This window comes from Thermococcus sp. LS1, assembly GCF_012027395.1.
Taxonomy (GTDB): Archaea; Methanobacteriota_B; Thermococci; order Thermococcales; family Thermococcaceae; genus Thermococcus.
Map to the genome: position 1 here is coordinate 178748 of NZ_SNUJ01000003.1, position 25059 is coordinate 203806.

Here is a 25059-nt window from a genome sequence, read left to right on the forward strand (position 1 = left end):
TGGACTCATTGTCTCCTCGTCTCATCCCTGTCCCACTTGAGCTTGAATGTCTCGCTATCCACGTAATTTGCGTCGAGTCTGCCGAAGCGCTTGGGCTTCCATGGTCTCGACGAAAGCTTCAAAGCTATTACGACTACCCCACCGGCGCCGGCCCAGAAGAGGTACTTTCCCCAGTTTGCCCCAAACCCGTAGAGCGTCGCCCCGAGGAGTAGCACAATGAGCGCGAGTGGAAACATGAAGACCTCGGACTTCAGGAAGTCTAGCATTTTCACCACCGCAGGATTTACGTCTTCAGGGTATATAAGCATCACTGGCAAAAATTGAAGAATTGCGAATCACCCAATCTGCAGCACCAGCTGGGCCGGATCCCTTATTGCCGGGCCGAGGCCGAGGATGTAGATGGCCAAGTACCAGAAACGCCGCTCCTCTTCATCGGGAACGAGGTATTTAAGGCCGTAGTAGACGATGACCAGGATGAAGGTTATCCACGGGTAGTAGAAGTAGGCCCCCAGGTGGGTGACTAGGATATTCTCCAGCCAGTGGACTTCCCTGTATCCGTAGAAGTGAATCGGTAGAGCCTCTCGAAGGGTTTCCAGCGATAGAAGGCAAAAACCGCGAGGAAGCTGACCGCTGTGTGAATTAGGGTCAGCTCATAGGGTTCCCAGCTTTTGACGTTGGTTATAAGCAGATAGTTGGCCCACAGAGCTAGAATGCTCCCCCAGGCGACTGTTATCTTTGGATAGGTTTTCAGCTTGGCATCCGCAACGAGGGCAGGGACTATGAGGACGAAGGCCGTGAAGAATATTCCAGGCGTTAGAATGAGCGGGTTCTTGGGGAGAACGCCCCCATCGACCAGCGCCCTGACGGTTGCTCCGAAGACTACCATGGGCGTGACAGCCAAGAAGAGCCTCTCGTCGACCCTGATTTTGAGCGGTTTGATTATATACTTATATGAGTATATGATTCCGAAGCCAAGGAGGAGGGCATATACGAGGGTGTTGTAGGGGTTGTAGCCGCTCCTCGTGTACATCGGCTCGATGAAGTACTGGTAGATGAAGTTCCACAGCGACTCCAGCATTTTACCCACCGTACTGGAATAACTTTCTGCGCTTAAAGGTCTTTTGGGAAGATTAATAAGTCTCGACAAGGAAAAACAAATCTGGAGGTGGTGACATGCCTTACGGGCATGGATTTATATATGGACTTGGGGCCGTGTCTCTCCTCGGTTTCCTGCTCTCCCTGTTCATAGCAGGGTTCTTTCTGTCGCTAGCGGCCCATCTGGTCGGGATAAAAGAGGCCTCAACGCTTAAGGCGATGCTGGCAATAGTTGGCGGCGGAATCGTTGGAGCGATAGCGTACGCCGTGGTTGTAGTGCTGCTTATCTGGATAGCCCCCATGAATGTCCTTCTCGCGGTAGTGGCATTTATCCTGGCCTACGTATGGGTCATCAAGACGATTTTCAACACCGACTGGATCAGGGCGTTTTTAGCCTGGATTCTGGCGGCGATAATAGAGGTAGTGGTGGTAGGGCTCCTCGTGCTTCTTGGTCTGGTTGCCCTGGCATGATCCTCTGACTTTCATTATTTTCGGAAAGGTATAAATATCCCGAGCGCGCTACATTATGTGATGGCCATGTTCTTCAAACCGGCAGAGGTCCAATCGAGAGAGCTGAAGCCCTTCGATGAGTTCCCCCTATCTTTCAGTGAGGGGAGCCTAGCCGGGGTAATCTCCACTGACGAACTTGCCAACACGGTTTTTCTGTACCACCTGGTGGCGAATGCCCTGTCTGAAGGGCCCGTTTACCATGTTGGGCCCGGCAGTTCCTTCTCGATTAAAGTGCTCAAGCGCCTAGTTGAGGACGTCTCGAACCTCTACACCGGCAACGTCTACTCAATGGACGAGCTTCTTCAGGCTTTGAATCTCGTTGAAGATAACTCCCTCATGGTCGTTTCCCTCTTTCCAACGCTCCTTAACAGAACGGCCGAGAATATTGTGGAGCTAAGAAAGGTCGTCGATAGGAAGGGTCTGATGCTCGTACTGACCCATACGACGATTGAGCTGAACGAACTTGATCTATCCGGTGAGTTCCGCGAGCTCTACACCCTCCCGGAGATATTTGAAGCCCTCGCCGTCCTGAGAACAAACTCCTACCGCGGCCACTACAGGCTTAATATGACGGTTCTGAAGGCTCCAGCCGAGTTTGTCTCAAGCATCGGTGACCACTCGATACCGATTGATTCCCTCGTCAAACCCCTTCTTTAGCCGTATATCCTCACGTGGCCGAGGCCAAGGCCGTATCTAACGTAGAGTGCCAGCGCGAAGAGGAGAACGATGACAAAAGTTGCCGCGTAGTCTTTCCCACTCATCTTGATGTCGTAGAGGGACGTTCTCTTCTTACTCGCACCCAGAGCGCGGCTCTCAAGGGCTATGCTCAGCTCGTGGGCGGTCTTGAGCGAAGCGACCAGAAGTGGAATCAGGACGGCAGTCATTCTCTTCGTCCTGACGATGAAGTTGCCCTTCTCCATTTCCCAGCCGCGTGCCATTTGGGCGTCCATGATGTTCCTCGTGAGGAGGTACAGCGTCGGGATGTAGCGGAGTGCTATTGAAATTGTCAGCCCGAACTCGTAGGGCATGCCGAGCCTGACGAAGCCCAGAATGAGCTCCCTCTGCTGGGTCGTCATGAGCAGGATGAAGGTCAGCAAACCGAAGGTAAGCAGCCTGAAGGCAAATGAGAGACCGAAGAGGAGTCCCACCAGCCGCGGCTTGTAAATCAGCGGCCAGACTATTATGGTTATGATAACTATAGGAAAGAGAGGTTTCAGAAGACGGAGCTGTTCTTTTATCTCAACCTTTCCCAGCAGGCGGCCGTAGAGGAGGGTAACAAAGAACAGCGGGACGAGAAAGGTGGGATCGTTGAAGAGCATTATAACAGCTATCCCTACTACCGTGCCGATTATCTTAACGCGCGGATCGAGGCGGTGAAGGAAAGAGTCGCGCTCGACGTAGAACGAGTACATCATCGAGAACCACCTGCCAGAGCCTCTATCAGCTCGCTCACACTTCTCACAAATCCTGCTCCAATCTTTTCGCTGATCCTTAGAAGTTCAGGCTTTTCAAGGCCGTAGTCGTGCAGGTTAAGAGAGAAGAACTCCTCTACTGAACCATCGAAAGCCTTCCTTCCATCATTAAGAAGCATCACTCTCTCGGCAAGCTCAAGAACGAGCTCCATGTCGTGGGTTATGAGCAGAATTCCATGGCCCTCTCCCCTGAGCTTCCTTATCACGTTGACGACGCTCTCCGAGCTTCTCGCGTCCAGACCGGTCGTCGGCTCGTCGAGGATGAGGTACTTCGGCTTCATCGCCAGAACGCAGGCTATAGCCAGGCGTTGCTTCTCACCGCCGCTCAGAGAGTAGGGCGTTCTCTCCTCGTAACCCTCCAGGTTAACCGCCCTTAAAGCCCATCTCACACGTTCCTCTACCTCTTCCTCGCTCAGCCCGAGGTTCTTTGGTCCAAAGGCGACCTCCTTAAAAACGGTTTCCTCGAAGAACATGTGCTCCGGATTCTGGAAGACGTAGCCTACAACGCGTGAAAGCTCCGCGACCGTGTGCTCCAAGGTGTTCATGCCGTCAACGATGACTTCCCCTTTTGTCGGCTTGAGCAGACCGTTCAGGTGTTTGGCCAGAGTTGTCTTTCCGGAGCCGTTGGGGCCGACTAGGGCCACTACCTCCTCGCCCATCTTGAAGTCTATGCCCTTCAGTGCTTCCTTTCCGTTCTCGTAGATATGCCAAAGATTTTTAACTTCAATCATCGGGGAATTTTCAAGTTTCAAGTTTAAAAGCTTTTTAAGGTGGTAGCATGAGGGGCAGGGAGGTTGCCTTCGCTGGACTCTTCGCGGCTTTGACGGCTGTGGGTGCTCAAATAAGCATTCCGATAGGTCCTGTACCAATTACGTTACAGGTGCTATTTGTCCTCCTCAGCGGCCTCGTTCTCGGGGCGAGGCTCGGATTACTGAGCCAGCTGGTCTACGTTGTCATGGGAGCAATTGGTCTCCCGGTGTTCGCCAACTTCCATGGTGGCTTCACGGTCATCTACGGCCCGACTGGTGGCTACATAGTAGCGTTTCCCATAGCGGCCTATCTTGCCGGGCTGTTCACTGAAAGGCTTGGCAGAAGAGGAATGCTCATCGGCTCCATCCTGGGAGTTGGGGTTATATACCTCCTTGGCTGGCTGAGGCTCGGCCTATTCATGGGAGGGGACTTCGAAAAGGCCTTCCTCCTCGGCGTCACCCCATTCCTGCCAGTGGATGCAGTTAAAGCCGCTGTTGCCGTTGTGATAGCAGACAGGGTCAGAAAAGCGGTGGAAATAGGGTGAAAAGAAATCACCAATCTTCCATTGCTTCTTTTAATATTCCAACTGCCTGCTTCTGGTGCAGTGCGGCCTTCCTTAAGTCTATGAAGATGTAAACTCTGGGGAAGTTTGCAACAACAGGACCGTATCTACTTGCGTTCGCATAGTAAGCTGCTGCGGTGTCGTTCTGAGTCATAGCAAGCCCGAGCGTTTCGTTGTCCATCCCTCCGGCCACGGCCTCCATGTACATCGTGTTGAACTTCTCAAGCGCCCGCTTGTACTGGATGTAGTAGTAGAAGTTGAATGTCATGAAGTCTATTCCTCTAATGACAATAACCGGAGCAACTGGCACAAATTGGGAGTAGCCCAAGTTGTTCATGAGCATCTCCCTGAAGAATGCCTCCCACTCCGGACCTTTCCTTGCGACGCTGTACTCTATAGTCAGTCCGGTCACGAAAACCTTGCCGCTTCCCAGCGAATAGATCGCTGTGCTCGGTTTGTTGTAATCAGGGTTTCCCGAGGGTGCCTGAACTGTAATTATCTCCGCGTTAGCTGGCAGGTTGATGAAGTAGCCGTGGCTCGCGTAGCTGCTCACCAGCGTCGTGCCGTTGGCTATCAGATAATCGTAGCTTGAGTAACCCTGCACTATCTCCGCTCCTCCGGGTAGGGGTGTTGTCCATACCCCTCCGTGCCATCCCCAGTTGGCGGCATGTATCTCGAGGGTTCTTCCGGCCCTCACATACTCCTCGAGCTTGTCCATCTGAGTGCCGAGGTCGTCGTAGAATGCCTGCGGCTGGTCGCTGACAATGATTATCATATCATAGGTCTCTATTAGCTCTTGGGCAGTTTTGTTCTTCAGCTTTCCTGAGGTCATAACGTCGTAAGGTACCCCCATATCCGTGAGCGTGTTCTCCACTGCAGGTGAATTCCAGGCATCGACGCTTTTCAGGATCAGTACGTTGTAATCGCTAATGGGCTTTGCAGAAACCATGCCTGGGTCGAAGGCGCCCATCATACTAAACAGAATAAGCAGCGATATCGCTGCGCTTAAGAGTTTTTTCATAATTATCTCTCCTTTATGGTCCGAACCGAGCAGAAGAGCTTTTGGGACTCCCACCCTACTATATTATAGTCCTTGCTACTATTTAAGAATTTTTACAAAAATTTGAAAAATTTCCAGCAAATCTGAGGCTCAGAGCTTCCTCAGCGTCTCCTCTGCAAAGCGGACGTCGAACTGGTTTCTCACCTTAAAGAAGCTCAACGTAACCTTCGGGTTTCTCTTGGCAAGCTCCTCGATAGAGACGGGCTCATAGTCGAGGAACTCCGTTATTCTACTCAGGCTTTTGTAACCCTCTGCCAATGCAGCTTCTATAGCATCCTTCAGCGCATCGGATTCATAAACGGCGTGCGTTATCTCCGCAGTCCCGTCGCGCCAGACCGGAATTAGGGCTTCGGGTTCGTTCTCATAGAAGAGACCAGTCAGGTAATTCACCAGGAAGGGCATTATGAGGGGCATGTTGCCCTCGGCGAGAAATATTGACTCTCCGGATGGAAAGGCGTTTAGAAGGGCTTCGAGCTTGTTCCTTCCTTTGGCCGGCAGGGGGTTTAAGACGTGAAGGGAATAGAGCTTCAGCTTGTCTTTCCTCACGATGGTTATTACATCATCTATGCGCTTGCTCATCAGAAGCCGCCTTTCAGTAAGCTTTACCACAGGCTCGTCGTTTACTGGTATCGTGTAGTTCTCCCAGCGCTTCTCTGGGTAGGCCAGGATGTATGCTCTCATGGGCTCTCATTTCAGTCAGAGCTTTAAAAACCCCACGGCGGTAGACGGTAAGAGATAAAGAACGCCTATCCGGAGCACATCGAAGAGGCGGAGAGTGCTGGATTATATACTGTGCGATTTACTTCGTCGATTTTCGTTTTTATGTTTTCAACCAAGGAAAAGGAGAGAGAAGAGCTTACTCTTTAAGCCACCTCTCCATCCACCCTGCTATAAGCTCCAACCTCCTAACCCTGTGCTTAGGCTTTCCACCTCTGCTCAAGTCGTGGTTCTCTCCCGGAAATATCGCGAGCTCCACAGTCTTGCCGAGGTACCTCAGCGCAGTGAAGAACTGGAGCGCCTCCGGGAGCCAGCAGCGGTAGTCCTCCATCGAGTGGATTATGAGGAGCGGCGTTTCAACGTTGGGAGCATACTTCAGCGGGCTCTTCTCCCAGTAGCCGTCGAGGTTATTCCACGGGTCGCCGCCTATCTGGTCCGGGGCGAAGAAGTAGCCGATGTCCGTCGTTCCGAAGAAGCTCATCCAGTTGGAGATGGAGCGCTGAGTAACTGCCGCCTTGAATCTATTTGTGTGGCCGACTATCCAGTTGGTCATGAAGCCGCCGTAGGAACCGCCGGTGACACCTATCCTCTCGGGATCGATGAAGTCGAAGCGCTTTATGGCTTCGTCAACGACCTCCATGATGTCCTGATAATCGCGCTCTCCGTAGTGTTCCCTAATGTCCGCGAACTCTTCACCATAGCCGTCGCTTCCCCTCGGGTTGCTGAAGATCACGACGAAGCCCTTAGTCGTCAAAACATGGAACTCGTGCATGAAGGAATAGCCGTAAGCTGTCTTTGGTCCGCCGTGGATTTCAAGCACGGCTGGATACTTTTTGCCAGGCTCAAAATCAACGGGCTTCATTATCCATGCGTCTATCTCAACGCCGTCACTGGCCTTAACTTTGAAGTGCTCGGGCTTCGAGAGCTTGTAGTCCTTAATCCAGCCGTTGAAGTCGGTTAGCTTCTTCTCCTTCCCGTCCCTGAATATGTAGAGCTCCGTTGGAGTTACCGCATCCTGGGCGGTGAAGGCTATGTAATCACCGATGGCGAAGCTCTCAACGCTCCTGTCACCGCCGATGACTTTCTCAATCTTCCCCTCGAGGTTAACCCTGAAGAGATTCGCCCTTGGGCCATCGGTGGCGACGTAGTAGACCCAACCGTCCTTAAAGACAAGCTCTGCCCTCTGGGGTCCGCGAACGTCGCAGTTGAGCGAGTTATATGCGGCGCGGTCGAGATCCTTTGTGAGCTTTCTCAGCTCTCCCGTCTCGGGATTGTAATGATAGATGTGCGTGTTCGTGGCGAAGCCCCTTTCAAGGGTGTTGGCCTTGAGGATAAACGTCCCGTCGTCAAGCGGGATGAAGTCCTGAACGCTCCACTTTCCGGGCGTTAGCTTCCTTGCTTTCCTGCCTTCGAGGACGTAGAGGTCGCTCACCCTTGGGTTCTTCTCCCTGTCCTCCTGGGCGGTGAAGTAGAGCTTCCCTTTGTGGAAACGTATCGTCCCGACGTCGAGTTCCTTGGGAGTTAGGCGCTTCTTTCTGCCGCTCTCGATGTCAACGAGGTAGACAACGCTCCTCCTCCCGTAGACCCAGCCGACGCCGTTGAACCAGTATGGAATCTCCTTGATGACGTGGACGTCATCTTTGGGCTTCTTCTCTATGTTTATCGGCGTTATAACTGCTATTGAGCTGCCGTCTTCTGTAAAGCGGAGGGCCTTAATGCCATACTTGAACTTCGCTAGGAGCCTCGCCTCGCCGCCGTCGGTCGGGATTATGTATAGTTCTGCCTCCTTGCTCTCATTATCGCGCTTCGAGGTGAATGCGATGAGTTTTCCGTTCGGTGAAAAGCGCGGGTTTGAGTCCTTCTTTCCGGCCGTGAACGGCTTAACTTTCCTGCCATCGTAGAGGTAGAGCCTTGAGAAGTAGTCGTCCTTCTCAACGCTTATCTCCGTGACCTGGAAGACGAGCTTTCTGCCAAAAGCGTCGATGTTGCCGACGAGCTTGAACTTTCCGAGGTCTTTAATATCCAATCCTTTGGTCATCAGAATCACCGAATCAACTCAGTTCTTTTCGTATAAAAGCTTAGCGTTTCGATGATTATCGAGAGACTCTCTGAACCTCCTAACCTTTTTAAGCCTCCTACCCTCTCTTCTCTGGGAGGTGACGGCCGTGACCGTCAAGGTCCGCTTTGACAAGGAAGTGAGAGACTACACCAAGGGCGAGAAGGTTAAGGATTCCGTTCTCAAGCTCACCGAGACGGCCCTTGCTCAAGCTTTGGAGAAGTTCCACCGGAGAATGATTGTCATCGAAGGAGACAGCCTGAGGAAGGCTGAACTGGCTGGAATCCTCGCGGGAGCCTCTGCAAAGGTTCTAAGCGAGATAATCGACGAGCTGAAGGAGAAGAGGCTCCGCGACGAGAGCGAGGATAAAATCGAGGTTCTCTACGCCACCGATGCCCTTGGAGAGGAAACCTTCGGAAGGAAGCGCTACGAGTCTTTTAGAAAGCACTTCGACGTTCTGGCCGGTTCTAATGTTAACGTTAAAGCCGTTACATTCAAGCACACCCGGGACATACTCGGAAGAACCTACGACCTCCTCGTTCTTGACCTCAGCTACGACTACTCCCCCAACGACCTCGGAAGGATAATCGAGACGGTCAGGGGAGGCGGCCTAATATTCGTGCTGGCTCACCCATTCGAGAAGTGGAAGAACATGTGGACGGGCTTCCACAAGAGCCTCGTTACTCCTCCATATACTATCGACGACGTCAAGAAGCGCTTCAACAGGCGTCTAATCAGAAAGTTCACGGAGCACGATGGCATCTACATAATCACCGAGAACGGGAAGGCCAGGAAGAAGCCCAAACGGAACAAGAGCCAGGCCAAGATAAAGGGCAGAAAGGGCGTTGATATTCCCGAGGAGACTATCTTCCCGCGCGAGCTCTACGAGATGGCCTTGACTGAGGGTCAGGTTGAAGTCCTGAAGGCTTTCGAAGAGCTCGTTGAGAACGAGGGTATGGTCGTTCTCACCGCCGACAGGGGCAGGGGTAAGAGCGTCTCCGTTGGAATAGCGGCGATAGGTCTTGCCCTGGCACTTAAGAAGCGCACAAGGATAGTAGTCACCGCTCCCGAGCCAGAGAACGTGCAGAGCCTCTTCCGCTTCGCCAAAAGGGCCCTTGAGAGACTCGGCTTCAAGCCCCACGTCGTTGAGGAGAAGGGTCTGATAAAGGAGCTCTACGCGAGGAAGATAGGCCTGCGCTATTATCCGCCGACCGAAGGCTACAGAAAGAGCGCCGACCTCTACATCCTCGACGAGGCCGCTGGAATCCACGTGCCTATACTCCACAAGTACCTGAACAAGCCGCGCGTAGTTTATTCCTCCACGATTCACGGCTATGAAGGTGCAGGTAGGGGCTTCTCAGTCAAGTTCCTCAAGAAAGCCCGCGAAAAGAGGGAATTCAAGGAGCTCCACATGGATGAGCCGATACGTTACGCCGAGGGCGATCCTATAGAGAAGTGGCTCTTCGACGTTCTGCTCCTTGATGCCGAGCCAGTCGAGCTTACCGACGAGGATTACGAGCTGATAAAGAAGAAAGAGGTTTACTTCGAGGAGCCCGACTTGGACGACTGGTTCGAGAACGACAGGGAGGACCTCAGGAACTTCGTTGGAATCTACATCCTTGCCCACTACCGCAACAGGCCGAGCGATGTAGCTTTACTTGCCGATGCCCCACACCACGAGGCCCGCGTTCTCCGCCTGAAGAACGGAAAGATAGTCACGGCGATACAGATAGCCAAAGAGGGCAACATCCCGAAGAAGGTTATAGACAAGATGGCAAAGGGCTACAAGCCCCGTGGGAACATAATCCCGGACATGATGGTCAAGCACCACTATTTGAAGGAGTTCGCCAAGCTGAAAGGCTACAGGATAGTTAGAATCGCCACTCACCCAGATGCGATGGACATGGGGCTTGGAAGCAAGGCCCTTGAGTTGCTCGAAAAGGAGGCGAGAAAGAAGGGCCTCGACTGGATAGGTTCGGGCTTTGGAGCGAGCGAAGAGCTCGTCCGCTTCTGGGTTAGGAACGGCTTTGCGGTGGTCCACCTCAGCCCTGCCAGAAACCCCGTCAGCGGTGAATTCACGGCGATAGTCCTTAAGCCCCTCAGTGAGAAGGCCAAGAAGCTCATAAAGAAGGCCAACGACGAGTTCCGCATAAGGCTCACCGAGTGGCTGGGCGACACCCACCGCGACCTCGAACCAGAGATAGCCCGCTGGCTCTTTGAGAGTCCCTTTGGAGAGGCTGTTGACTATCCCATACACCTGACCGACATCCAGAGGAAGCGTCTCGACGCCTTCACGGGCAAGGTGCTCACCTACGATACCGTCGTCGATGCAGTTAAGCCCATCGTCAAGCTCTACTTCCTCGACGGCTGGATGAAGCCCTACCTCGACGAGCGCCAGATTAAGCTCCTCATCTACCGCGTCCTGCAGGCCCACAGCTGGGAAGAGACTGCCAAGCTCATTGACAGGACCGAGACCTTCACCATGATAGAGGTGCGCGACATAATCAGGGGGCTCTGGTACTACTACAAGCGGCTCCTGTGACCGGGCTCTGGTTCTCAGTCTTTTGTTTGTCCTTGGCTATTCCTTGTTCTCTTTCATTCCGCCCCGCCGTTCTGTCTGTTCTCCGATATTCTGCTGACGGCCTTTATCAGGCTGTAATCAAAGACAGAGAGGGGTATGTAGACCACTATGAAGGCCCCCATGAACTGGAGCGTGCCCTCAGGCTGGAAGTTGAAGTGGTTCACTATGAGCGCCGCGAGGAGCGTGTTGAGGAAGACTAGGGAAACGTAGGTCTTGAATATGTGTTTTTTCAGCTTCTCTATCGTTGGCCTTATGAGCTGGGCGGCACTTATACCCGCTACGGCACCGGTTATTCCGTTGTCATCAAAATTGCTGCCCGTGATGATGTAAACTGCAAAGAGTGCCATTAAGGCAGTTGTGATCCCAAGAAGGAGCGTTGTAAGTTTCCATTTAAGCGGAACCTTTCCAGGGCTTTTGACTTTCTTCACGACTAAAAGTTTCATCTCTCTCACCGTGTTACGCCCCTTTCTAGTGGTGTTTTTATTCCTATCAATTTAAATTTTTCCCAGGAAAAGAATCAACCTTTTTATAGGATTATCCCGTAGGTAAGGTGGTATCACAGTAGTAGTTTGAGCGATGAACAATCTCAGCGGTGACAGCTATGTCAGGCAGCAACTGGGAGAAGATAGTATCGATAACAAAGGAGGGAATGCGGAGTATCGGAATGATGCGGCGGAAGATAAGCAGGGGCAAGAGGATAGCGCTGCTCATTGACGGTCCAAACATTCTCCGAAAGGAGTTCGGAGTAAAACTGGAGGACATAGTGGAAGCCCTGGAGGGCATCGGCGACCTCAGGGTTGCTAAAGTCATACTCAACCAGTACGCTCCTCAGGGTTTAATTGAGGCCGTCTCCAACCAGGGATTTGAGGCAGTTGTAGTTTCCGGCGAGACTGGAGTAAAGCTCGCAGTCGAGGCCATGAGGGAGATATACAACCCGAACATCGACGTCATAGCTTTGGCGACGAGAAACGCGGAGTTTCTGCCGGTTATCCTCAAGGCAAAGGAGAAGGGCAAGGAGACGATAGTCATAGGCATAGAGCCCGGATTCAGTGCGGCCCTTAAACATGCCGCCGATTACACGATAATCCTGACACCCAAGGGTGAGGGAGAATGAGGGAGACTCTCTTCAAGGTCCTTAAGCGCGGTGAGAAGGAGGTCGAGGAGAAGCCCCCGAAGCCAAAGAGCAAGAAGAGCATAGGCCTGATTATCGATGGGCCCAACATCCTCAGGAAGGAGTTCGGCATAAAGCTGGAGGACATCGTCGAGGCCCTGGAAAGGATCGGCAAAATCCGCGTTGCAAAGGTTGTCCTCAACCAGTACGCACCCCAGGGGCTGATAGAGGCCGTGGTCAACCAGGGGCTTGAGCCGATTATAGTCGCCGGCGATACCGACGTGAGAATAGCTATAGAGGCCATGGAGCTCATATACAACTCCGACGTCGAGGTAATAGCCTTAGCGACCCGCGACGCGGATTTTCTGCCGATAATCAATGAGGCCAAGCGCAAGGGGAAGGAGACGATAGTTATTGGAGTTGAGCCCGGCTTTTCGGTGGCCCTCCAGAATGCTGCGGACTACGTCATCAAAATGGAGGGCAAGGGGAACGAGGGCTACGGAGCCAAATAGCTTTTAAGGACTCTTCCCAGCCTACTCTGGTGAGGGCAGTGGTAGTTGAAATAGTTACGTTCATCGTGGGACTCGCCCTTCTAATCAAGGGGAGCGATTTCTTCGTTGAGGCTGCCTCTAGGGTGGCCAAGGGCTTTGGGGTGAGCGAGTTCATCATAGCGCTCGTTCTGGCAAGCATAGCGACGACCCTGCCAGAGGTCACAGTTTCGGCCCTTGCAGCGTACGGTGGAAACAGCGGCATCGCCCTCGGAAACGCCATCGGAAGCGCGCTGGCGAACATCGCGTTGATATTGGGTGTATCCTCTCTCATCCTTCCGCTCACCGTCGAGGAAACGGCTTGGAAGAACTCCCTCTTTATGGTCGCCGTCACGGCCTACGCGGGCCTCCTCATGTACGACGGCACGATAAGCAGGCTCGATGGCGCAAGCCTGATACTCATCTACTTTGGCTTCCTTTACTACCTCTACAAGAAGCACATGACCATTGAGGAAATGAACGCCGAGCGCGGTAATCCTAAGAGGGATGTCCTCATAATGCTCGGCAGCGGTCTCGTGGTGGTCATCGGTGCGAGGCTGGTCGTCGACAGCGCGGTAACTCTCGCGAGGGCTTTCGGGGTTCCGGAGGTCGTGATAGGCCTCACCCTAGTCTCGATAGGCACCTCTCTGCCGGAGCTCACTAACTCCCTCATGGCAACGCTCAAGAAGCTTCCCAACATCAGCGTCGGCAACATCATCGGCGCCAACATACTCGATGTCCTCATGGTCATCGGCATAGCCTCGGTGATAAGGCCGATAACCGTCGATCCGGGAATCTTCTCGTCAACGCTGCCGCTCACAATCGGCGTCATGATCCTGCTCACGTTAGCGCTCCGCCTCACGGGAAGAATAAGCCGCGCGACGGGGGCCATCTTCCTTATGATATATTCGGTCTTTCTTTACTTCCAGTTCTTGGGATGATTCCTCTTTTTACATCTTCCCAACTTTGGGAAGCAAAGCTTTATTTAGTCCATCTATTACCCCATTATTGAAACCAACAACCAGTTAATTGGGGTGAAACTATGAGAAGGTTAGCCGCTCTGTTCATCATGATGCTCCTCGTTGGGACCATCGGCGCTTCCAGGCCGGTGAAGGCTCAGGAGGAGCTCACGGTTTACTCCTACGACAGCATAGAGTGGTGGATGAAGGAGATAGTTCCGATATTCGAGGAGAAGTACGGCGTTAAGGTCAACCTCGTTCTCATAGGCGATGCTGGAGAGGTTCTCAACAGGCTCATCCTCGAGAAGGACAACCCGCAGGCTGACGTCGTCGTCGGCATAGACAACAGCTACCTCGCCAAGGCCATAGATGCGGGCGTTCTTGAGCCCTACAAGCCGGAGAACGCCGACGTTATCCCAGACTGGATAATCGAGAAGTTTGACCCGACCTTCCACCTCACACCCTACGACTACGGATACATAGCTATCAACTACCGCAAGGACATGGTTCAGAACCCGCCGACCAGCCTCGAAGACCTCACCAAGCCAGAGTGGAAGGGCAAGCTCATCATCGAGGATCCGAGAACCAGCTCGCCGGGAATGGCCTTCCTCCTGTGGACGATAGCCGTTTACGGTGACGACTGGCTCTACTACTGGGAGAAGCTCAAGGAGAACGACGTCCAGATCGTCGAGGGCTGGAGCGCAGCCTGGGGAGCTTTCACCAAGGGCGAGTATCCGCTCGTGCTCAGCTACGCAACCTCTCCGGCAGCAACCGTCTACTACGAGAACAACACCAACATCGGCGCGGTCGCCTTCAAGGAGGGCAACTACCTCCAGATCGAGGGTGCTGGAATAGTCAAGGGTGCCAAGCACCCCGAGCTGGCCAAGAAGTTCATAGAGTTCCTTATCAGCGAGGAGGCCCAGGAGAAGCTTCCGGTCAACCAGTGGATGTACCCAGTCAACAAGAACGTCCAGCTCCCCGAGGTCTTCCAGTACGCGGTTGAGGTCGACAAGCCCGTCACCGTTGACCCGGCCGAGATAGAGAAGAACTACGAGGCTTGGCTCAAGCAGTGGACCGAGCTCATGATCGAGGGCAAGAGCGCTGACGAGATACTCGGCAAGACCACCACAGAAACCAACGGGGAAACTGATAACGCCGGCATCTGCGGACCGGCCCTAATAGTCGGCCTTGCCATAGTGCCGCTCCTCCTCAGGAGGAGGCGCTGAGTTCTTCTCCCCTTTTCTCCCCACCGCAACTTTTATAAGAGCGCCCCTTAACCACTAACCCGAGGGCCCGTAGCCTAGCAGGATAGGGCGCCGGCCTTCTAAGCCGGAGGTCGCGGGTTCGAATCCCGTCCGGCCCGCCATAACAACCCTTTGCTTCGCATGTTGAGACTTGCGTCTCAACACGTCGGGAAGCTTTGCTTCCCACGAAGCGTTGACGGAAAAATTGCGTGCGATTCTGACGTGCTTGATTCTCGAGTGGGTTTACTCTTCAATTGCTGGTTTTACAGTGTTTCACTCTCCATAGGGCGTCCGAAGGACGCCATAATAAAAGGTAAAACTGTGTAACTGACTATTTTTGAAGTCAAACCATTTTTCAAGGAGCATCTCCTGGGATGCACGCATTGTTTCTTGCCATTAACTTTAGAAGGGACTCTTTTGGTCAAGCTTTTCCCAAAAGCTTGTTGCCAAACAATGTTGGAGTGAAGCTCCAACACACGGAGAACTTCGGTTTCATCAAAGCTTGTCTGTCGCTTCTGACTTGACGGGCGTCAAAAAGAAAGCGGATTAAAAATCAGGATTTTTCCTGTGAAATCCCACTTCAACGGGCGGACTTGGGGGTACACACTGTTAGTTTGCTAAGCAGTCAAAACTTTGGTCGGGCTTTGCGAAGGCAAAGCTTGTTATCGTGAAGTTTGTTGCGAAAACTACTTAAACATTTTTGGGCAACCTAACGGCAGGTGAGGCCGTTGGAGATAAGCAAGAGGGAAGAGGAGTATCTCGAGACGATGTACATACTCCACAAGAACAAGGGTATCATCCGGGTCAAGGACATAGCTAAAATGATGCGCGTAAAGCCGCCGAGCGTCGTCGATGCGCTTAAAAAGCTCAACGAAAAGGGCTTAGTCGAATACGAGAAATACGACAGGATTCTTCTGACCGAGAAAGGCCGCGAAATTGCTGAGCAGACTTATTCAAAGCACCTCCTTCTCACGGAGTTCTTCATCGACATCCTTGGCATACCTCCAGAGATAGCGGAGCACGACGCCTGTCAGTTCGAGCACTACGTCAGCGAGATAACCGTGCAGAGGATAAGGGAGTTCGCCCAGTTCATCCAGGAGCAGTGCCCCTACGTGCTCAAGCAGTTCATCAAAGAGAAGCTGGCAGAGAATCAGAAAAAATGATTTCCTTGCCCTGCTCTTGATTAAATTTAAAAAAGAAAAGCAGAAATCCGGGTTCAGATGACTCCGCCGAGGTATGCGAAGTAGGCTATGAACACCAGGGCGAGGACGTACATCAGCGGATGAACTTCTTTTCCGCGGCCGCTGAAAAGCTTGATCAGAGTATAGCTGATGAAGCCCATGCCTATTCCATCCGCTATGGAGTAGGTGTAGGGTATTGTTATGAGCACGAGGAACGCTGGAATCGCTTCCGTGTGGTCGGTAAAGTCGACTTCCTTAATAGCGCTGAGCATGTAGTAACCCACTATGACCAGCGCTGGAGCAGTGGCAAAGGCCGGTATTGCCTGTGCCAATGGGGCTATGAAGAGACCTATGGCCAAGAACAGGAAGCCCGTAATCAGGGCAGTCATTCCAGTTCTGCCGCCCTCTTCTATTCCCGCCGCACTCTCGATGTAGGTGGTAACGGTCGAGGTTCCAAGGATCGCACCGACGGTCGTGCCGACGGCATCAGTGAGAAGGACCTTTTCTGCATCGGGTATCTTTCCGTCTGTGGTTATGAAGCCAGCCTTGGCGCTCAGACCGGTCACCGTTCCGAGGGTGTCGAAGAAATCAACCATGAAGAACGCGAAGACCACACCGATTGCTCCAACGTTGAGCAGTCCCTGGAGGTCCATCTTCATGAAGGTGTAGCTTATGTCCGGGGTTGAGAAAATCTGGTCCGGCCATGGCGCGGCTCCGGTAATCCAGCCGAGGACGCTGGTGGTTATGATGGAGATGAGGAGAGCCCCCTTAATGCGGAGGGCAATAAGAACTGCGGTCAGGAAGAGGCCGAAGAAGAACAGCAGGATCTGCTTGCTCGCCAGTGCGGTAGCGTTCAGACCTGTGAATTTGAGCACCCCCTCCTGGACGAAAGCTGTGAGAAGTCCGACGTCGTTGAGGCCTATGAGCGTAAGGAAGAGGCCTATTCCAGCACCAACGGCGTACTTCTGGCTGAGCGGAATCGCGTGGATTATGGCGCTCCTGACCTTGGTAACGCTCAGCGCGATGAAGATGAGACCCTCGACGAAGACGGCAGCTAAAGCCACCTTCCAGTCGTAGCCCATGCCCAGAACCACGCTGTAGGCGAAGTAGGCGTTCAGCCCCATTCCTGGAGCGAGAGCGAAGGGCTTCTTGGCATAGAGACCCATGAGGATCGTTGCAAATCCTGCCGCCAGAGCGGTAACTGCGACGAGCGAGTTGAAGGCTTCCTTACCCATGGCATCGCTGAGTATCGCCGGGTTCACGAAGAGAATGTAGGCCATGGTCATGAAAGTCGTAACGCCCGCCAGAACCTCAGTTTTCATATCGGTGCCGTACCTATCAAACTCGAAGTACCTCTCGAACCAGCCCATGAGCGCACCCCCGTAAGTTAACTGATTCTTGCTAATAACTTAGTTTTTTAAAGCTTTTTTTGACAGAAAAATGTCAAAAGTAACAAGCGTTGAGCGAGTGGGGTGATCGGATTCACAAATTGGAGAAAGGGTATCAAAAATAAAATGTCCGGGGTTTTGGTGGCTACTGCTCAACGCTTCCTGCGGTAAACGCTTCCGCGTAGGCTTTTACTACCGTCTCGTTGCCCATTATCATGAGGACTCTGACCAAGTCCATACCTTTGACTTGGGCGAATTCCACGTAGAGGTACTTATCCCCCTTGCGGTAGAGTTTAACGCTAAGAGGCTTGAAGCAGTCGTTCTCTTTCGGCGTCATCCAGAGTTCCGTTTCGCGGAATCCCTTTTCCCTGAGCTTCTCATCAAAAGTTTTCATAACTGTCTCAATCGAACAGGTGCAGTCTGCGCTTAGCTTCACGGGTTTCACGTCGAAGATGCGGTAATCCTTGAAGTCCGTCCATAACTTGGTTGGTGTCAGCACCGATATCTCCCACGTGCTGTTCGCCGTTGGGATGTACTGGATCGCAAAGTAGACGTTTCCGGACGGCAGTTCCCACCGAGGACCCTCGGGAAGCTCCGTGCTAACTCGGCGTATTGAACACATCCGCTGGTGTATTTCGAGGGTTGCGTTCCCAAGGCTTGGCCAGTAGTATCCTTCCCCGCTCCTGTTGGCGGTGATGTAGGTCGCAAAGCCCCCGAGGGTGCAGGCTGGTTTCATATCGAACTTCTCTGGCCAGTAGGTAAAGTACGCGATCCAGCCCTTTGGTTCTCCAGTAGTGCGGTTTGTCCAAGAGTATATCACAAAATCGTCATGAAACTTGATTTTCGAGTTATTTGTGATCTGAGTGATGTCCTGCCCTATCCACTGGCCGGGGTGAACGTTTTCGGGGTGCTGGGATTGTACCTTGAGCGAGCAGTCAACTGGCAAATAATCCCTTCGTGAGGCGTTTTCCTGCAGCATGGCGGGGCCTGAATCACCTTCGTTCAGAACGACGAACAGCGATGCGATGAGAACGACCAGAATGAGGCCAATGAATACCCACCTCACGGATTTCACCGATTATAGATTGGGCACTTTCTATTTAATCTTTTTCTACTCTACAAGGTGAAGCTTTTAATATAGTTGAATGGGATGTTGCCCAATCAGTCCCCGAGCACCGAAAAGCTTTTCACTTCCACATCAACCCGTTCCGGAAGGTTCTCCACACTGAACGGCAGCTCGTCAAGGAAGCGCTCGGCCAGGATAAGCTCGTCTCCGATTTTAAGCCTGAGCCTTATCCTCCCGGGCAGAAGCTCGTAGTCCACTACCTCCGCCATCTCCCCGGGCTTCACGTAAACGCTCTCCGGCCTGAAAAAGACCCGGACCTTTCCATCCCTTTCAACGTCGAAGCACAGTCCGCCTATGCAGGCCTCCCCATCCTTGGCCTTCAGCTCAAGGATGTTGCTCAGCCCCAGAAAGCGCGCCACGAACTCGGTCTTGGGCCTGTAGTAAAGCTCCAGCGGCTTTCCAACCTGTTCGACTCTGCCGAAGTTCATCACCGCTATCCTGTCGCTTATCGCCATGGCCTCTTCCTGGTCGTGGGTGACGTAGATGGTTGTTATCCCAAGCTCACGCTGGATCCTCTTTATCTCTCCTCTCAGGCGCTCCCTTATCTTGGCGTCAAGGTTGCTGAGCGGTTCATCGAGGAGGAGAACATCTGGTTCGACTACCAAGGCTCTGGCCAGGGCTACCCTCTGCTGCTGGCCGCCGCTCAGCTGCTCCGGGTAGCGGTTTTCGAGGCCTTCCAAACCAACAAGCTCCAATGCCCATATTACCTTTCTCTCAATCTCGGCCTTCGGGAGCCTCTTCATTTCCAGACCGAAAGCGACGTTTTTGAAGACCGTCATGTGGGGAAAGAGCGCGTAGTCCTGAAAGACTATCCCTATGCCCCTCTCGTAAGGCGGCAGCTCGTTCACGACCTTCCCGTCGAAAAGTATCTCTCCGGTATCGGGCTTCTCAAAGCCCGCTATTATCCTGAGCGTCGTCGTCTTTCCGCAGCCGCTCGGACCGAGGAGCGTTAAAAACTCGCCGTCTCTGGCTTCCAGATACTCGATAGTAAGCCTGAAATCTTCCCATGCCCTAACTACGTTTCTCAGTTCAACCCTCACCATACTTCCTCACCTATCCTCTCTATGATCAGGAAGCTCGCGGTTGAAATCGCCATCAGGAGAACCGAAAGGGCCGAAGCAGAACCGAACTGTCTCGCCCCGAGGAAGCGGTATATTGCAACTGTCATAGTGGTGTATTCTGGCCTTGCCAGCATGTAGGTCGCTCCAAGCTCGGCTATGCTTATCGCGAAGGCGAAGATGGCACCCACTATAACGCCGCCCAGAGCAAGCGGCAGCTCCACCCTGAGAAAGGCCTTCCATTCCTTCGCGCCGAGACTCAGGGCGGCCTCCCATAGGTTGGGTCTTATCTTCTTCAGCGAAGTCGAAACTGCCCTCAGGACGAAGGGATAGGCGATTATCGTGTGAGCAGCTATGATGAGCCAGGCGGTGTAGTAGAGCGGCGTGCCGTGGAAGATCCTGATGTATCCCAAACCGAGGGTTATGGCAGAACTCGCCAGCGGGAGCATAACGAGGACGTCGAAGAGCCGCTTTCCTTTGAAGTTCCAGCGGTGAAGCGCGTAGGCGACTGGAAGGGCGATTATCACTGAGAGGAAGACCGTCGCAAATCCAAAGGTTAGGGAGTTCCTTATCGCGTCGAGCGTTGTGGCACCGAACATGGGATTGTATTCGGTCGAGAATATCCTCCTGTACCACTCGAGGCTCCACTGGTCGTTGAAGTGCAGGGAATCATAGAGGACGGCTAAAAGCGGGGCTATGATGAAGAGCAGAACGGCTAACGAGTAGGCCCCTATGAGGAGTCCCTTAAGACTGAAAACGTCTTTCCGCGTAAAGCGCTTTGGCCTCTGGAGAACTCTCTGCTCCTCACGCCTAGCGTAGGCGTCGAGGCTCCTCAGGTAGAGGTACATGAAGAGCATGCTGAGCGTTATCTGGATTATCGCCAGAGCAGAACCCGTCTTGAAGTCCAGGAGCACCATTATCGAGGTGAAGATGTCCACCTCTATGGTCGCGTACTGGTAGCCGCCGAGGATGAGCGGAATGGAGAAGCTGAGGAAGCAGAAGACGAAGGTGAGCATCGCCGAGGCGAAAATCGCGGGAGAAATCAGGGGGAGCGTCACCTTCCAGAAGAGCCTCCAGTCTCGGGCACCCAAAGCCATAGCCATCTCCTCGTAGTGGGGATTAACACGCTGCCAGAGGGAGGAAACCATTCTGATGACGATGGGGAAGTTGTAGAAGGCGTGGGCGAGAAGTATGGCCTTCCAGGAGTATATTATCCCCAAATCGCGGCCGATAATCTGGGTTATGAAGCCGCTCTTACCGAAGAGCAGGATGTAGCCCAAAGCTACCATCACGCTTGGCATGACGAATGGGACGGTGAGGACCGCTTTGAGCAGGCTTTTTCCGGGAAAATCGTACTTGGCAAAGATGTACGCTCCGGGAAGGCCCAAAGCTAAGGTCAGGAGCGTGGATGCTATTGCCTGGCCTATTGTGAAGAGAATCACACGCCGGTGATAGTTGTTTGAGAGAACCGAGGCTATGTACTTGAGCGTCGGGCCGTTATCCCACAATCCCGTCTTTATTATGCTGATTAGGGGGATGTAGAAGAAGGCCACAAGGAAAGCCAGCGGAACGAGCAGCACGAGCTTCGAAAGCCTCATGTTCACAACTCGGTTTTGTTGGCTTATAAGTTTTGATTTGGACAAAGTTGTTATGTCATTTCAAGCTTGAGTTGGGCTCTTAGGTATCTTTTCTGCTTTTCGATGAGGTTTACTTGATTGATTTTTATTAAGGTATGTGCGAACTCACACCCCTCCTGATTTTCGGCAGGTGGCTTTAGTGGGACTTGGACCTTAGTCTCCGGAGTTCTTTCTCCGCATCCTCGATAGCCTCCTCTAGGGCTTTTAAAAGGACTTCCTTTGGAACTTTAGCCGTGATTTTAGCCCAGTTGACAAAGGATAGTGAAACACTATCTCCGAGGTTCGAAGCATAGACTGCCTCAAGGGGATCATAAGTGCCGAGGGTAAATCGGACAAAAGGTGGATTAATGTCTCTTGCTAACACCTTTAGGGTTGATAGCTCGTTTTCGAGTCCATTACTTGGTCCTGTGGTGTCCCATACCACCCTCCACTCCTCTGGCAACTTCCTCTTTTCAATGAACTTTTTGAGCTCTTTCAACTCGTCCAAATACTCCTTTAGGTTAACAGTGGCGTTCAAGATGTAGACATCGCCATAGACTTCAATGTCATACTCGTCTATGTACATTTTCTCATTTTCACGCCAAAACCCCATCGGGCGAATGAGTTTGAATCTCAGGTAGTTCATAGTTACGGGCTTCTTCCGCAGAATGCAGCTCAAGTTTTTTAACGAATGCTGAAGGTCCTTGGTGAACTCCTCTCCAGACACCTGAATGCTTGTGCCATCTGGAAGTTTGACCTCAATACACTTTCCTCTCCTTGATAATTCCATCCCGAAGACGTTTGTGGGAGTTGTTCTGGAGGAAATAAGTTCCTTCAATCGGTTTTCAAATTCCTTCATAGGAATGGGTCTGTTGGTAAGGAAAAATGGGCCCTTAGTGGTTATTAAAACAGGAAATCCCTTTCCATCCTTAACAAAATAAAAAGAAAGATGAATCACGGGACCACCTCCTTAGTATTTAGATGCCGGAAATGCCGTAACTATTCTATACCATCCTTTTCCCACCTTTTCGAGCACTACCGCCATTTTTGTCCCTATTTTTGGAGAATACCTCACGAGGACTATTCTCTGATTTCCGTTTATCTTGCTTCCGCAGTTTATATAATCTGGATTTCGTATGGTTTCTTTTATTTCTCTTATGATATCTTGAGCTGAGAGATACTTAAATTTGTCCTTTGTTCTGTATACGTTTGTGAGTATGTGCCGTATAATGATGTGTTTAGCTCCTTCCTTGTCAAGTATGACCCATCCACCATCAAAAGCTCCACAAGACAATGTTGCCCCTCTGAACCGTATGTTTCCAAAATGGGGATATTCTTTCTCGAAATCTTCTGCAAGTTTCTTCGCTTTGTTCGCGTCCCATCCGTTCATCCATGCTTTCGCCAGCAGTTCTCCGAACTCCTTTGGCGTAAAGAGGTTGTCTACTGCAGTTATTTCGTCCTTTGTAATAGTTATAATGTGCTCGACGATTACAGTTTCCTTTTTGAGACCAAACCATTTTTTCTTGACGTATCCATAACCAATTTCCAGCGTGTTATCTTTGATCCTTGTTACTTGGATATAGTCTCCCTTCTTTGCTGGGATTTCGTTCATGAATCCTGCGGCGAACTCTCTAATTGGTTTCTCTTGGATGTACTTTATAATCTCAGCCAGGATTTTTGCCAAGGTTCCTATGAGTACTATCTCACCTAACCCGGGTATTGCAATCCCAAATGCACGAGCCCCAACCTCAACAATAACGCTTCCCGCGCCCTCCGGTTGGGCTTCATCCCCGGGCTTTTTGGGGTTGAACTCGGATGGGAGCTCTGGGGTTTTATTCACCGTCTGGTTCACGAAGTCGGCCGTTGCCACCGCACCGCTTGCCGTGAGGCCCAAGATTAACAACCCGAGGAGGAGTGCCGTTAAAGCCTTCCACCTCACGTTAACACCTCCGAAGGAATTATCCACCGAGAATTTACAAATTTGATTTTAAAAATCTTACTACTTAAAATTATAAATAAGTTTATGAAAATTGTAAAAACCTTACTACTGATAATTTCTGAATCATGATCTCATGTCTTTAAGACATACCCTCTGCAGGATTTCTGGCAGAACCATTTAAACCCTCACATCGATTTATCCTCGGTGATACCATGAAGGCCCCTGAGCTGGGAATAAGAATCGGCCGCTATGCTCACGGAAAGAGGAATTCCATTGCTGACCTAGGCGTCAAGGTCGGTCACGCGACGATAATTGAAGGTGAAGACATCAGAACGGGAGTTACCGTTCTTTTACCGCCGGTCGAGAACCCTTACGAGGAGAAGCTCTTTGCAGGTACTTTTGTTATGAACGGCTTTTCAAAGCCAATAGGCTTCGTTCAGGTTGAGGAGCTCGGCTATATTGAGACGCCCATAGCTTTGACTAACACACTGAGCGTTTACACTGTGGCAGACGCTTTAATAGACCTTTGGACTGAAAAGAATCTCAAGGCCTTCTCTGTGAGTCCCGTGGTTATGGAGTGCAATGACTGGTACCTCAACGACATACGGAAGCGCGCCGTGAGGAAGGAGCACGTCTTCGAGGCCGTCAAGAAGGCTTCGCTCGACTTCGAGGAAGGCTCCGTTGGAGCGGGCACTGGAATGAGCGCCTTCGAGTTCAAGGGCGGAATAGGATCATCATCGAGAATCGTCGAGATAGGGAGCGAGGAATACACTGTTGCTGCCCTGGTTCTCAGCAATTTCGGCAAGAGGGAAGACTTAACCATCGCTGGCGTTCCCGTTGGGCTTGAGCTGAAGGATTACCCCGGAAGGAGTCTTTCGCTCGGCGGGAGCATATCGATGGTTATCGCGACGGATGCTCCGCTAACGTCGAGGCAGCTTGGAAGACTCGCCAGGAGGGCAGTGGTAGGCCTCGCCAGAACGGGCGGCTACGCATACAACGGCAGTGGCGATATCGTTCTGGCATTCTCGACGGCACAGACTGTTCCGCGCGGAAAGGAGACTCATGCAATAGGCTTCCTTCCTGACGACGCTTTAAGCCGGCTCTTCGTTGGGGCGGCAGAGGCAACCGAGGAAGCGATAATCAACTCCCTCCTTCAGGCGAAAACGACGAAGGGGAGAAACGGCCACGTGAGGTACGCACTGCCAAAGGAAGAGGTCCTTGAGATAATGGAGAGATACGGAAGGCTTGAAAGGGCTAAATCTTGATTTCTTCGTACTTTTTCTTCATAAGGATTGCATCCTCTTCGATATTCGGACTCTCGCTTATGACGACACCCTTGACTTTGAACTCCTTGAGGACTTTGAGCAGATCTTCCCACTTCATGTCGCTCTCCTGGAGAGGTAGGTGGTTCTTCTCGCCCTTTGGCCCGTAGTTTATGCCGCTCATGTGGATGTGCATGTTGTCCAAAGCTTCTCTGCCGAGCCTGTCTTCTATGAAACTCAGCATCTCGCGCCACTCTTCGGTGGTGTTACACTTTCCGATGTGTCTTGCGTGGGCGTGAGCAAAGTCTATGGTTGGAAGAACGGTCTCTAGTTCCTCGCTGAGCTTCACTATCTCCTTTAAATCCCCGAACTGCGTTGGTTTCCCTGTGAGCTCTGGTCTTAGCCATACCTTAATGCCTCTATCTACCAGCTCCCGTTCGATATCTTTAAGCTCGTTCTTTATGCGCTCGTAGACCCTCTCTGGCGGCTGCCTTAGGTAGTAACCTGCATGGAAGACGACACTCCAGCCACCAGCGTCGTGGAGCCTCTCGGCACTCTGGATGATGCGCTTCTTGCTGGCCTCAACCTTGGCCTTCTCGCTCGCGTTAAGGTTGATATAGTAGGGCGCGTGGGCTGTTAAGAGAACATCGTGTTTTTTAGCGACGTATTTAATCTTCTTTGCCAGCTCGGGCTTGAGGTTGACCCCGCGGACGAATTCAAGCTCCATGGCATCAAGTCCAAGGTTTCTCACATGGATTATGCCGTTTATTGTTGAGCGCTTCGGCGTTGAGAGCGGGATTCCGGCCGTTCCAAAGCGCAGCCTGTCCACCTTGAACATCCTCACC

Annotated in this window: 24 protein-coding genes, 1 tRNA gene and 1 pseudogene; 11 read left to right on the forward strand and 15 right to left on the reverse strand. The window is 52.1% G+C overall.

Features of this window, described 5'->3' with window-relative positions:
• Nucleotides 1-5: 5 nt before the first annotated feature.
• Both E3E26_RS08885 and E3E26_RS08890 read right to left on the reverse strand, forming a co-directional pair.
• Nucleotides 6-272 (reverse strand): hypothetical protein, encoded by a 267-nt coding sequence (locus E3E26_RS08885; RefSeq protein WP_167900960.1) that lies wholly within the window; start codon nucleotides 270-272, stop codon nucleotides 6-8.
• Between the two features lie 63 nt (nucleotides 273-335).
• A pseudogene (locus E3E26_RS08890) lies at nucleotides 336-1078 on the reverse strand (DUF63 family protein).
• 95 nt (nucleotides 1079-1173) lie between these two features.
• On the opposite strand from E3E26_RS08890, the gene E3E26_RS08895 reads away from it, so the two are divergent.
• Together E3E26_RS08895 and E3E26_RS08900 are read left to right on the forward strand one after the other, a co-directional pair.
• Nucleotides 1174-1566 (forward strand): hypothetical protein, encoded by a 393-nt coding sequence (locus E3E26_RS08895; RefSeq protein WP_167900961.1) that lies wholly within the window; start codon nucleotides 1174-1176, stop codon nucleotides 1564-1566.
• A 60-nt stretch (nucleotides 1567-1626) separates the two neighbouring features.
• Complete coding sequence (locus E3E26_RS08900) at nucleotides 1627-2262, forward strand: hypothetical protein (RefSeq protein WP_240911703.1); 636 nt, start codon at nucleotides 1627-1629, stop codon at nucleotides 2260-2262.
• On the opposite strand, the gene E3E26_RS08905 is transcribed toward E3E26_RS08900, so the two are convergent.
• Together E3E26_RS08905 and E3E26_RS08910 are read right to left on the reverse strand one after the other, a co-directional pair.
• On the reverse strand, nucleotides 2259-3020 hold the full coding sequence (locus E3E26_RS08905) for an energy-coupling factor transporter transmembrane protein EcfT (protein WP_167900962.1): 762 nt from the start codon (nucleotides 3018-3020) through the stop codon (nucleotides 2259-2261). The two genes, E3E26_RS08900 and E3E26_RS08905, sit on opposite strands and share 4 nt — an antisense overlap.
• Nucleotides 3017-3808 (reverse strand): energy-coupling factor ABC transporter ATP-binding protein, encoded by a 792-nt coding sequence (locus E3E26_RS08910; protein ID WP_167900963.1) that lies wholly within the window; start codon nucleotides 3806-3808, stop codon nucleotides 3017-3019. The genes E3E26_RS08905 and E3E26_RS08910 overlap by 4 nt, the downstream gene beginning before the upstream one ends.
• 47 nt (nucleotides 3809-3855) lie before the next feature.
• Between E3E26_RS08910 and E3E26_RS08915 the strand changes: the two genes are divergently transcribed.
• On the forward strand, nucleotides 3856-4371 hold the full coding sequence (locus tag E3E26_RS08915; protein WP_167900964.1) for a biotin transporter BioY: 516 nt from the start codon (nucleotides 3856-3858) through the stop codon (nucleotides 4369-4371).
• A gap of 7 nt (nucleotides 4372-4378) precedes the next feature.
• Here E3E26_RS08915 and E3E26_RS08920 read toward each other — a convergent pair whose 3' ends face one another.
• The 3 genes from E3E26_RS08920 to E3E26_RS08930 form a co-directional block, all read right to left on the reverse strand.
• Entirely contained in the window at nucleotides 4379-5410 is a 1032-nt protein-coding gene (locus tag E3E26_RS08920; RefSeq protein ID WP_167900965.1) for a pyrolysin, read from the reverse strand.
• Between the two features lie 129 nt (nucleotides 5411-5539).
• Nucleotides 5540-6130, reverse strand: coding sequence for a molybdenum cofactor guanylyltransferase (locus E3E26_RS08925; protein WP_167900966.1), 591 nt, complete (start codon nucleotides 6128-6130; stop codon nucleotides 5540-5542).
• 175 nt (nucleotides 6131-6305) lie between these two features.
• On the reverse strand, nucleotides 6306-8204 hold the full coding sequence (locus tag E3E26_RS08930; RefSeq protein ID WP_167901047.1) for a S9 family peptidase: 1899 nt from the start codon (nucleotides 8202-8204) through the stop codon (nucleotides 6306-6308).
• 127 nt (nucleotides 8205-8331) lie between these two features.
• On the opposite strand from E3E26_RS08930, the gene E3E26_RS08935 reads away from it, so the two are divergent.
• Nucleotides 8332-10764 (forward strand): tRNA(Met) cytidine acetyltransferase TmcA, encoded by a 2433-nt coding sequence (locus tag E3E26_RS08935; protein ID WP_167900967.1) that lies wholly within the window; start codon nucleotides 8332-8334, stop codon nucleotides 10762-10764.
• A gap of 53 nt (nucleotides 10765-10817) precedes the next feature.
• On the opposite strand, the gene E3E26_RS08940 is transcribed toward E3E26_RS08935, so the two are convergent.
• Entirely contained in the window at nucleotides 10818-11255 is a 438-nt protein-coding gene (locus E3E26_RS08940) for a hypothetical protein (protein WP_167900968.1), read from the reverse strand.
• 149 nt (nucleotides 11256-11404) lie between these two features.
• On the opposite strand from E3E26_RS08940, the gene E3E26_RS08945 reads away from it, so the two are divergent.
• The 6 genes from E3E26_RS08945 to E3E26_RS08970 all read left to right on the forward strand — a co-directional run bounded on the left by E3E26_RS08945 (nucleotide 11405) and on the right by E3E26_RS08970 (nucleotide 15807).
• Entirely contained in the window at nucleotides 11405-11917 is a 513-nt protein-coding gene (locus tag E3E26_RS08945; RefSeq protein WP_167900969.1) for a TIGR00288 family NYN domain-containing protein, read from the forward strand.
• Nucleotides 11914-12426 (forward strand): TIGR00288 family NYN domain-containing protein, encoded by a 513-nt coding sequence (locus E3E26_RS08950; protein WP_167900970.1) that lies wholly within the window; start codon nucleotides 11914-11916, stop codon nucleotides 12424-12426. Before E3E26_RS08945 ends, E3E26_RS08950 begins: the two co-directional genes overlap by 4 nt.
• 38 nt (nucleotides 12427-12464) lie before the next feature.
• Nucleotides 12465-13382, forward strand: coding sequence for a calcium/sodium antiporter (locus E3E26_RS08955; protein WP_167901048.1), 918 nt, complete (start codon nucleotides 12465-12467; stop codon nucleotides 13380-13382).
• A 101-nt stretch (nucleotides 13383-13483) separates the two neighbouring features.
• The gene (locus E3E26_RS08960; RefSeq protein WP_167900971.1) at nucleotides 13484-14626 is read left to right on the forward strand and encodes a thiamine ABC transporter substrate-binding protein; all 1143 of its coding nucleotides are present in this window, start codon (nucleotides 13484-13486) and stop codon (nucleotides 14624-14626) included.
• A gap of 63 nt (nucleotides 14627-14689) precedes the next feature.
• Nucleotides 14690-14766: transfer RNA gene (locus E3E26_RS08965), tRNA-Arg, on the forward strand.
• Between the two features lie 606 nt (nucleotides 14767-15372).
• Nucleotides 15373-15807, forward strand: a complete 435-nt coding sequence (locus E3E26_RS08970; RefSeq protein WP_167901049.1) for a metal-dependent transcriptional regulator — start codon at nucleotides 15373-15375, stop codon at nucleotides 15805-15807.
• A gap of 53 nt (nucleotides 15808-15860) precedes the next feature.
• Here E3E26_RS08970 and E3E26_RS08975 read toward each other — a convergent pair whose 3' ends face one another.
• The 6 genes from E3E26_RS08975 to E3E26_RS09000 all read right to left on the reverse strand — a co-directional run bounded on the left by E3E26_RS08975 (nucleotide 15861) and on the right by E3E26_RS09000 (nucleotide 22952).
• Complete coding sequence (locus tag E3E26_RS08975) at nucleotides 15861-17195, reverse strand: NCS2 family permease (RefSeq protein WP_167900972.1); 1335 nt, start codon at nucleotides 17193-17195, stop codon at nucleotides 15861-15863.
• A 163-nt stretch (nucleotides 17196-17358) separates the two neighbouring features.
• On the reverse strand, nucleotides 17359-18288 hold the full coding sequence (locus tag E3E26_RS08980; protein WP_206204383.1) for a hypothetical protein: 930 nt from the start codon (nucleotides 18286-18288) through the stop codon (nucleotides 17359-17361).
• A gap of 86 nt (nucleotides 18289-18374) precedes the next feature.
• Nucleotides 18375-19382, reverse strand: coding sequence for an ABC transporter ATP-binding protein (locus tag E3E26_RS08985; protein WP_167900973.1), 1008 nt, complete (start codon nucleotides 19380-19382; stop codon nucleotides 18375-18377).
• A complete protein-coding gene (locus E3E26_RS08990) occupies nucleotides 19376-20995 on the reverse strand; it encodes an iron ABC transporter permease (RefSeq protein ID WP_167900974.1) in 1620 nt (539 codons plus the stop codon). The genes E3E26_RS08985 and E3E26_RS08990 overlap by 7 nt, the downstream gene beginning before the upstream one ends.
• Nucleotides 20996-21170: 175 nt before the next feature.
• Entirely contained in the window at nucleotides 21171-21971 is an 801-nt protein-coding gene (locus E3E26_RS08995) for a hypothetical protein (protein WP_167900975.1), read from the reverse strand.
• Between the two features lie 12 nt (nucleotides 21972-21983).
• On the reverse strand, nucleotides 21984-22952 hold the full coding sequence (locus E3E26_RS09000) for a hypothetical protein (RefSeq protein WP_167900976.1): 969 nt from the start codon (nucleotides 22950-22952) through the stop codon (nucleotides 21984-21986).
• Nucleotides 22953-23164: 212 nt separating this feature from the next.
• On the opposite strand from E3E26_RS09000, the gene E3E26_RS09005 reads away from it, so the two are divergent.
• Nucleotides 23165-24217: a P1 family peptidase gene (locus tag E3E26_RS09005; RefSeq protein WP_167900977.1), complete on the forward strand. Its 1053-nt coding sequence runs from the start codon at nucleotides 23165-23167 to the stop codon at nucleotides 24215-24217.
• Here E3E26_RS09005 and E3E26_RS09010 read toward each other — a convergent pair.
• A complete protein-coding gene (locus E3E26_RS09010; protein WP_167901051.1) occupies nucleotides 24207-25052 on the reverse strand; it encodes a deoxyribonuclease IV in 846 nt (281 codons plus the stop codon). The genes E3E26_RS09005 and E3E26_RS09010 overlap by 11 nt on opposite strands.
• Nucleotides 25053-25059: the final 7 nt, after the last annotated feature.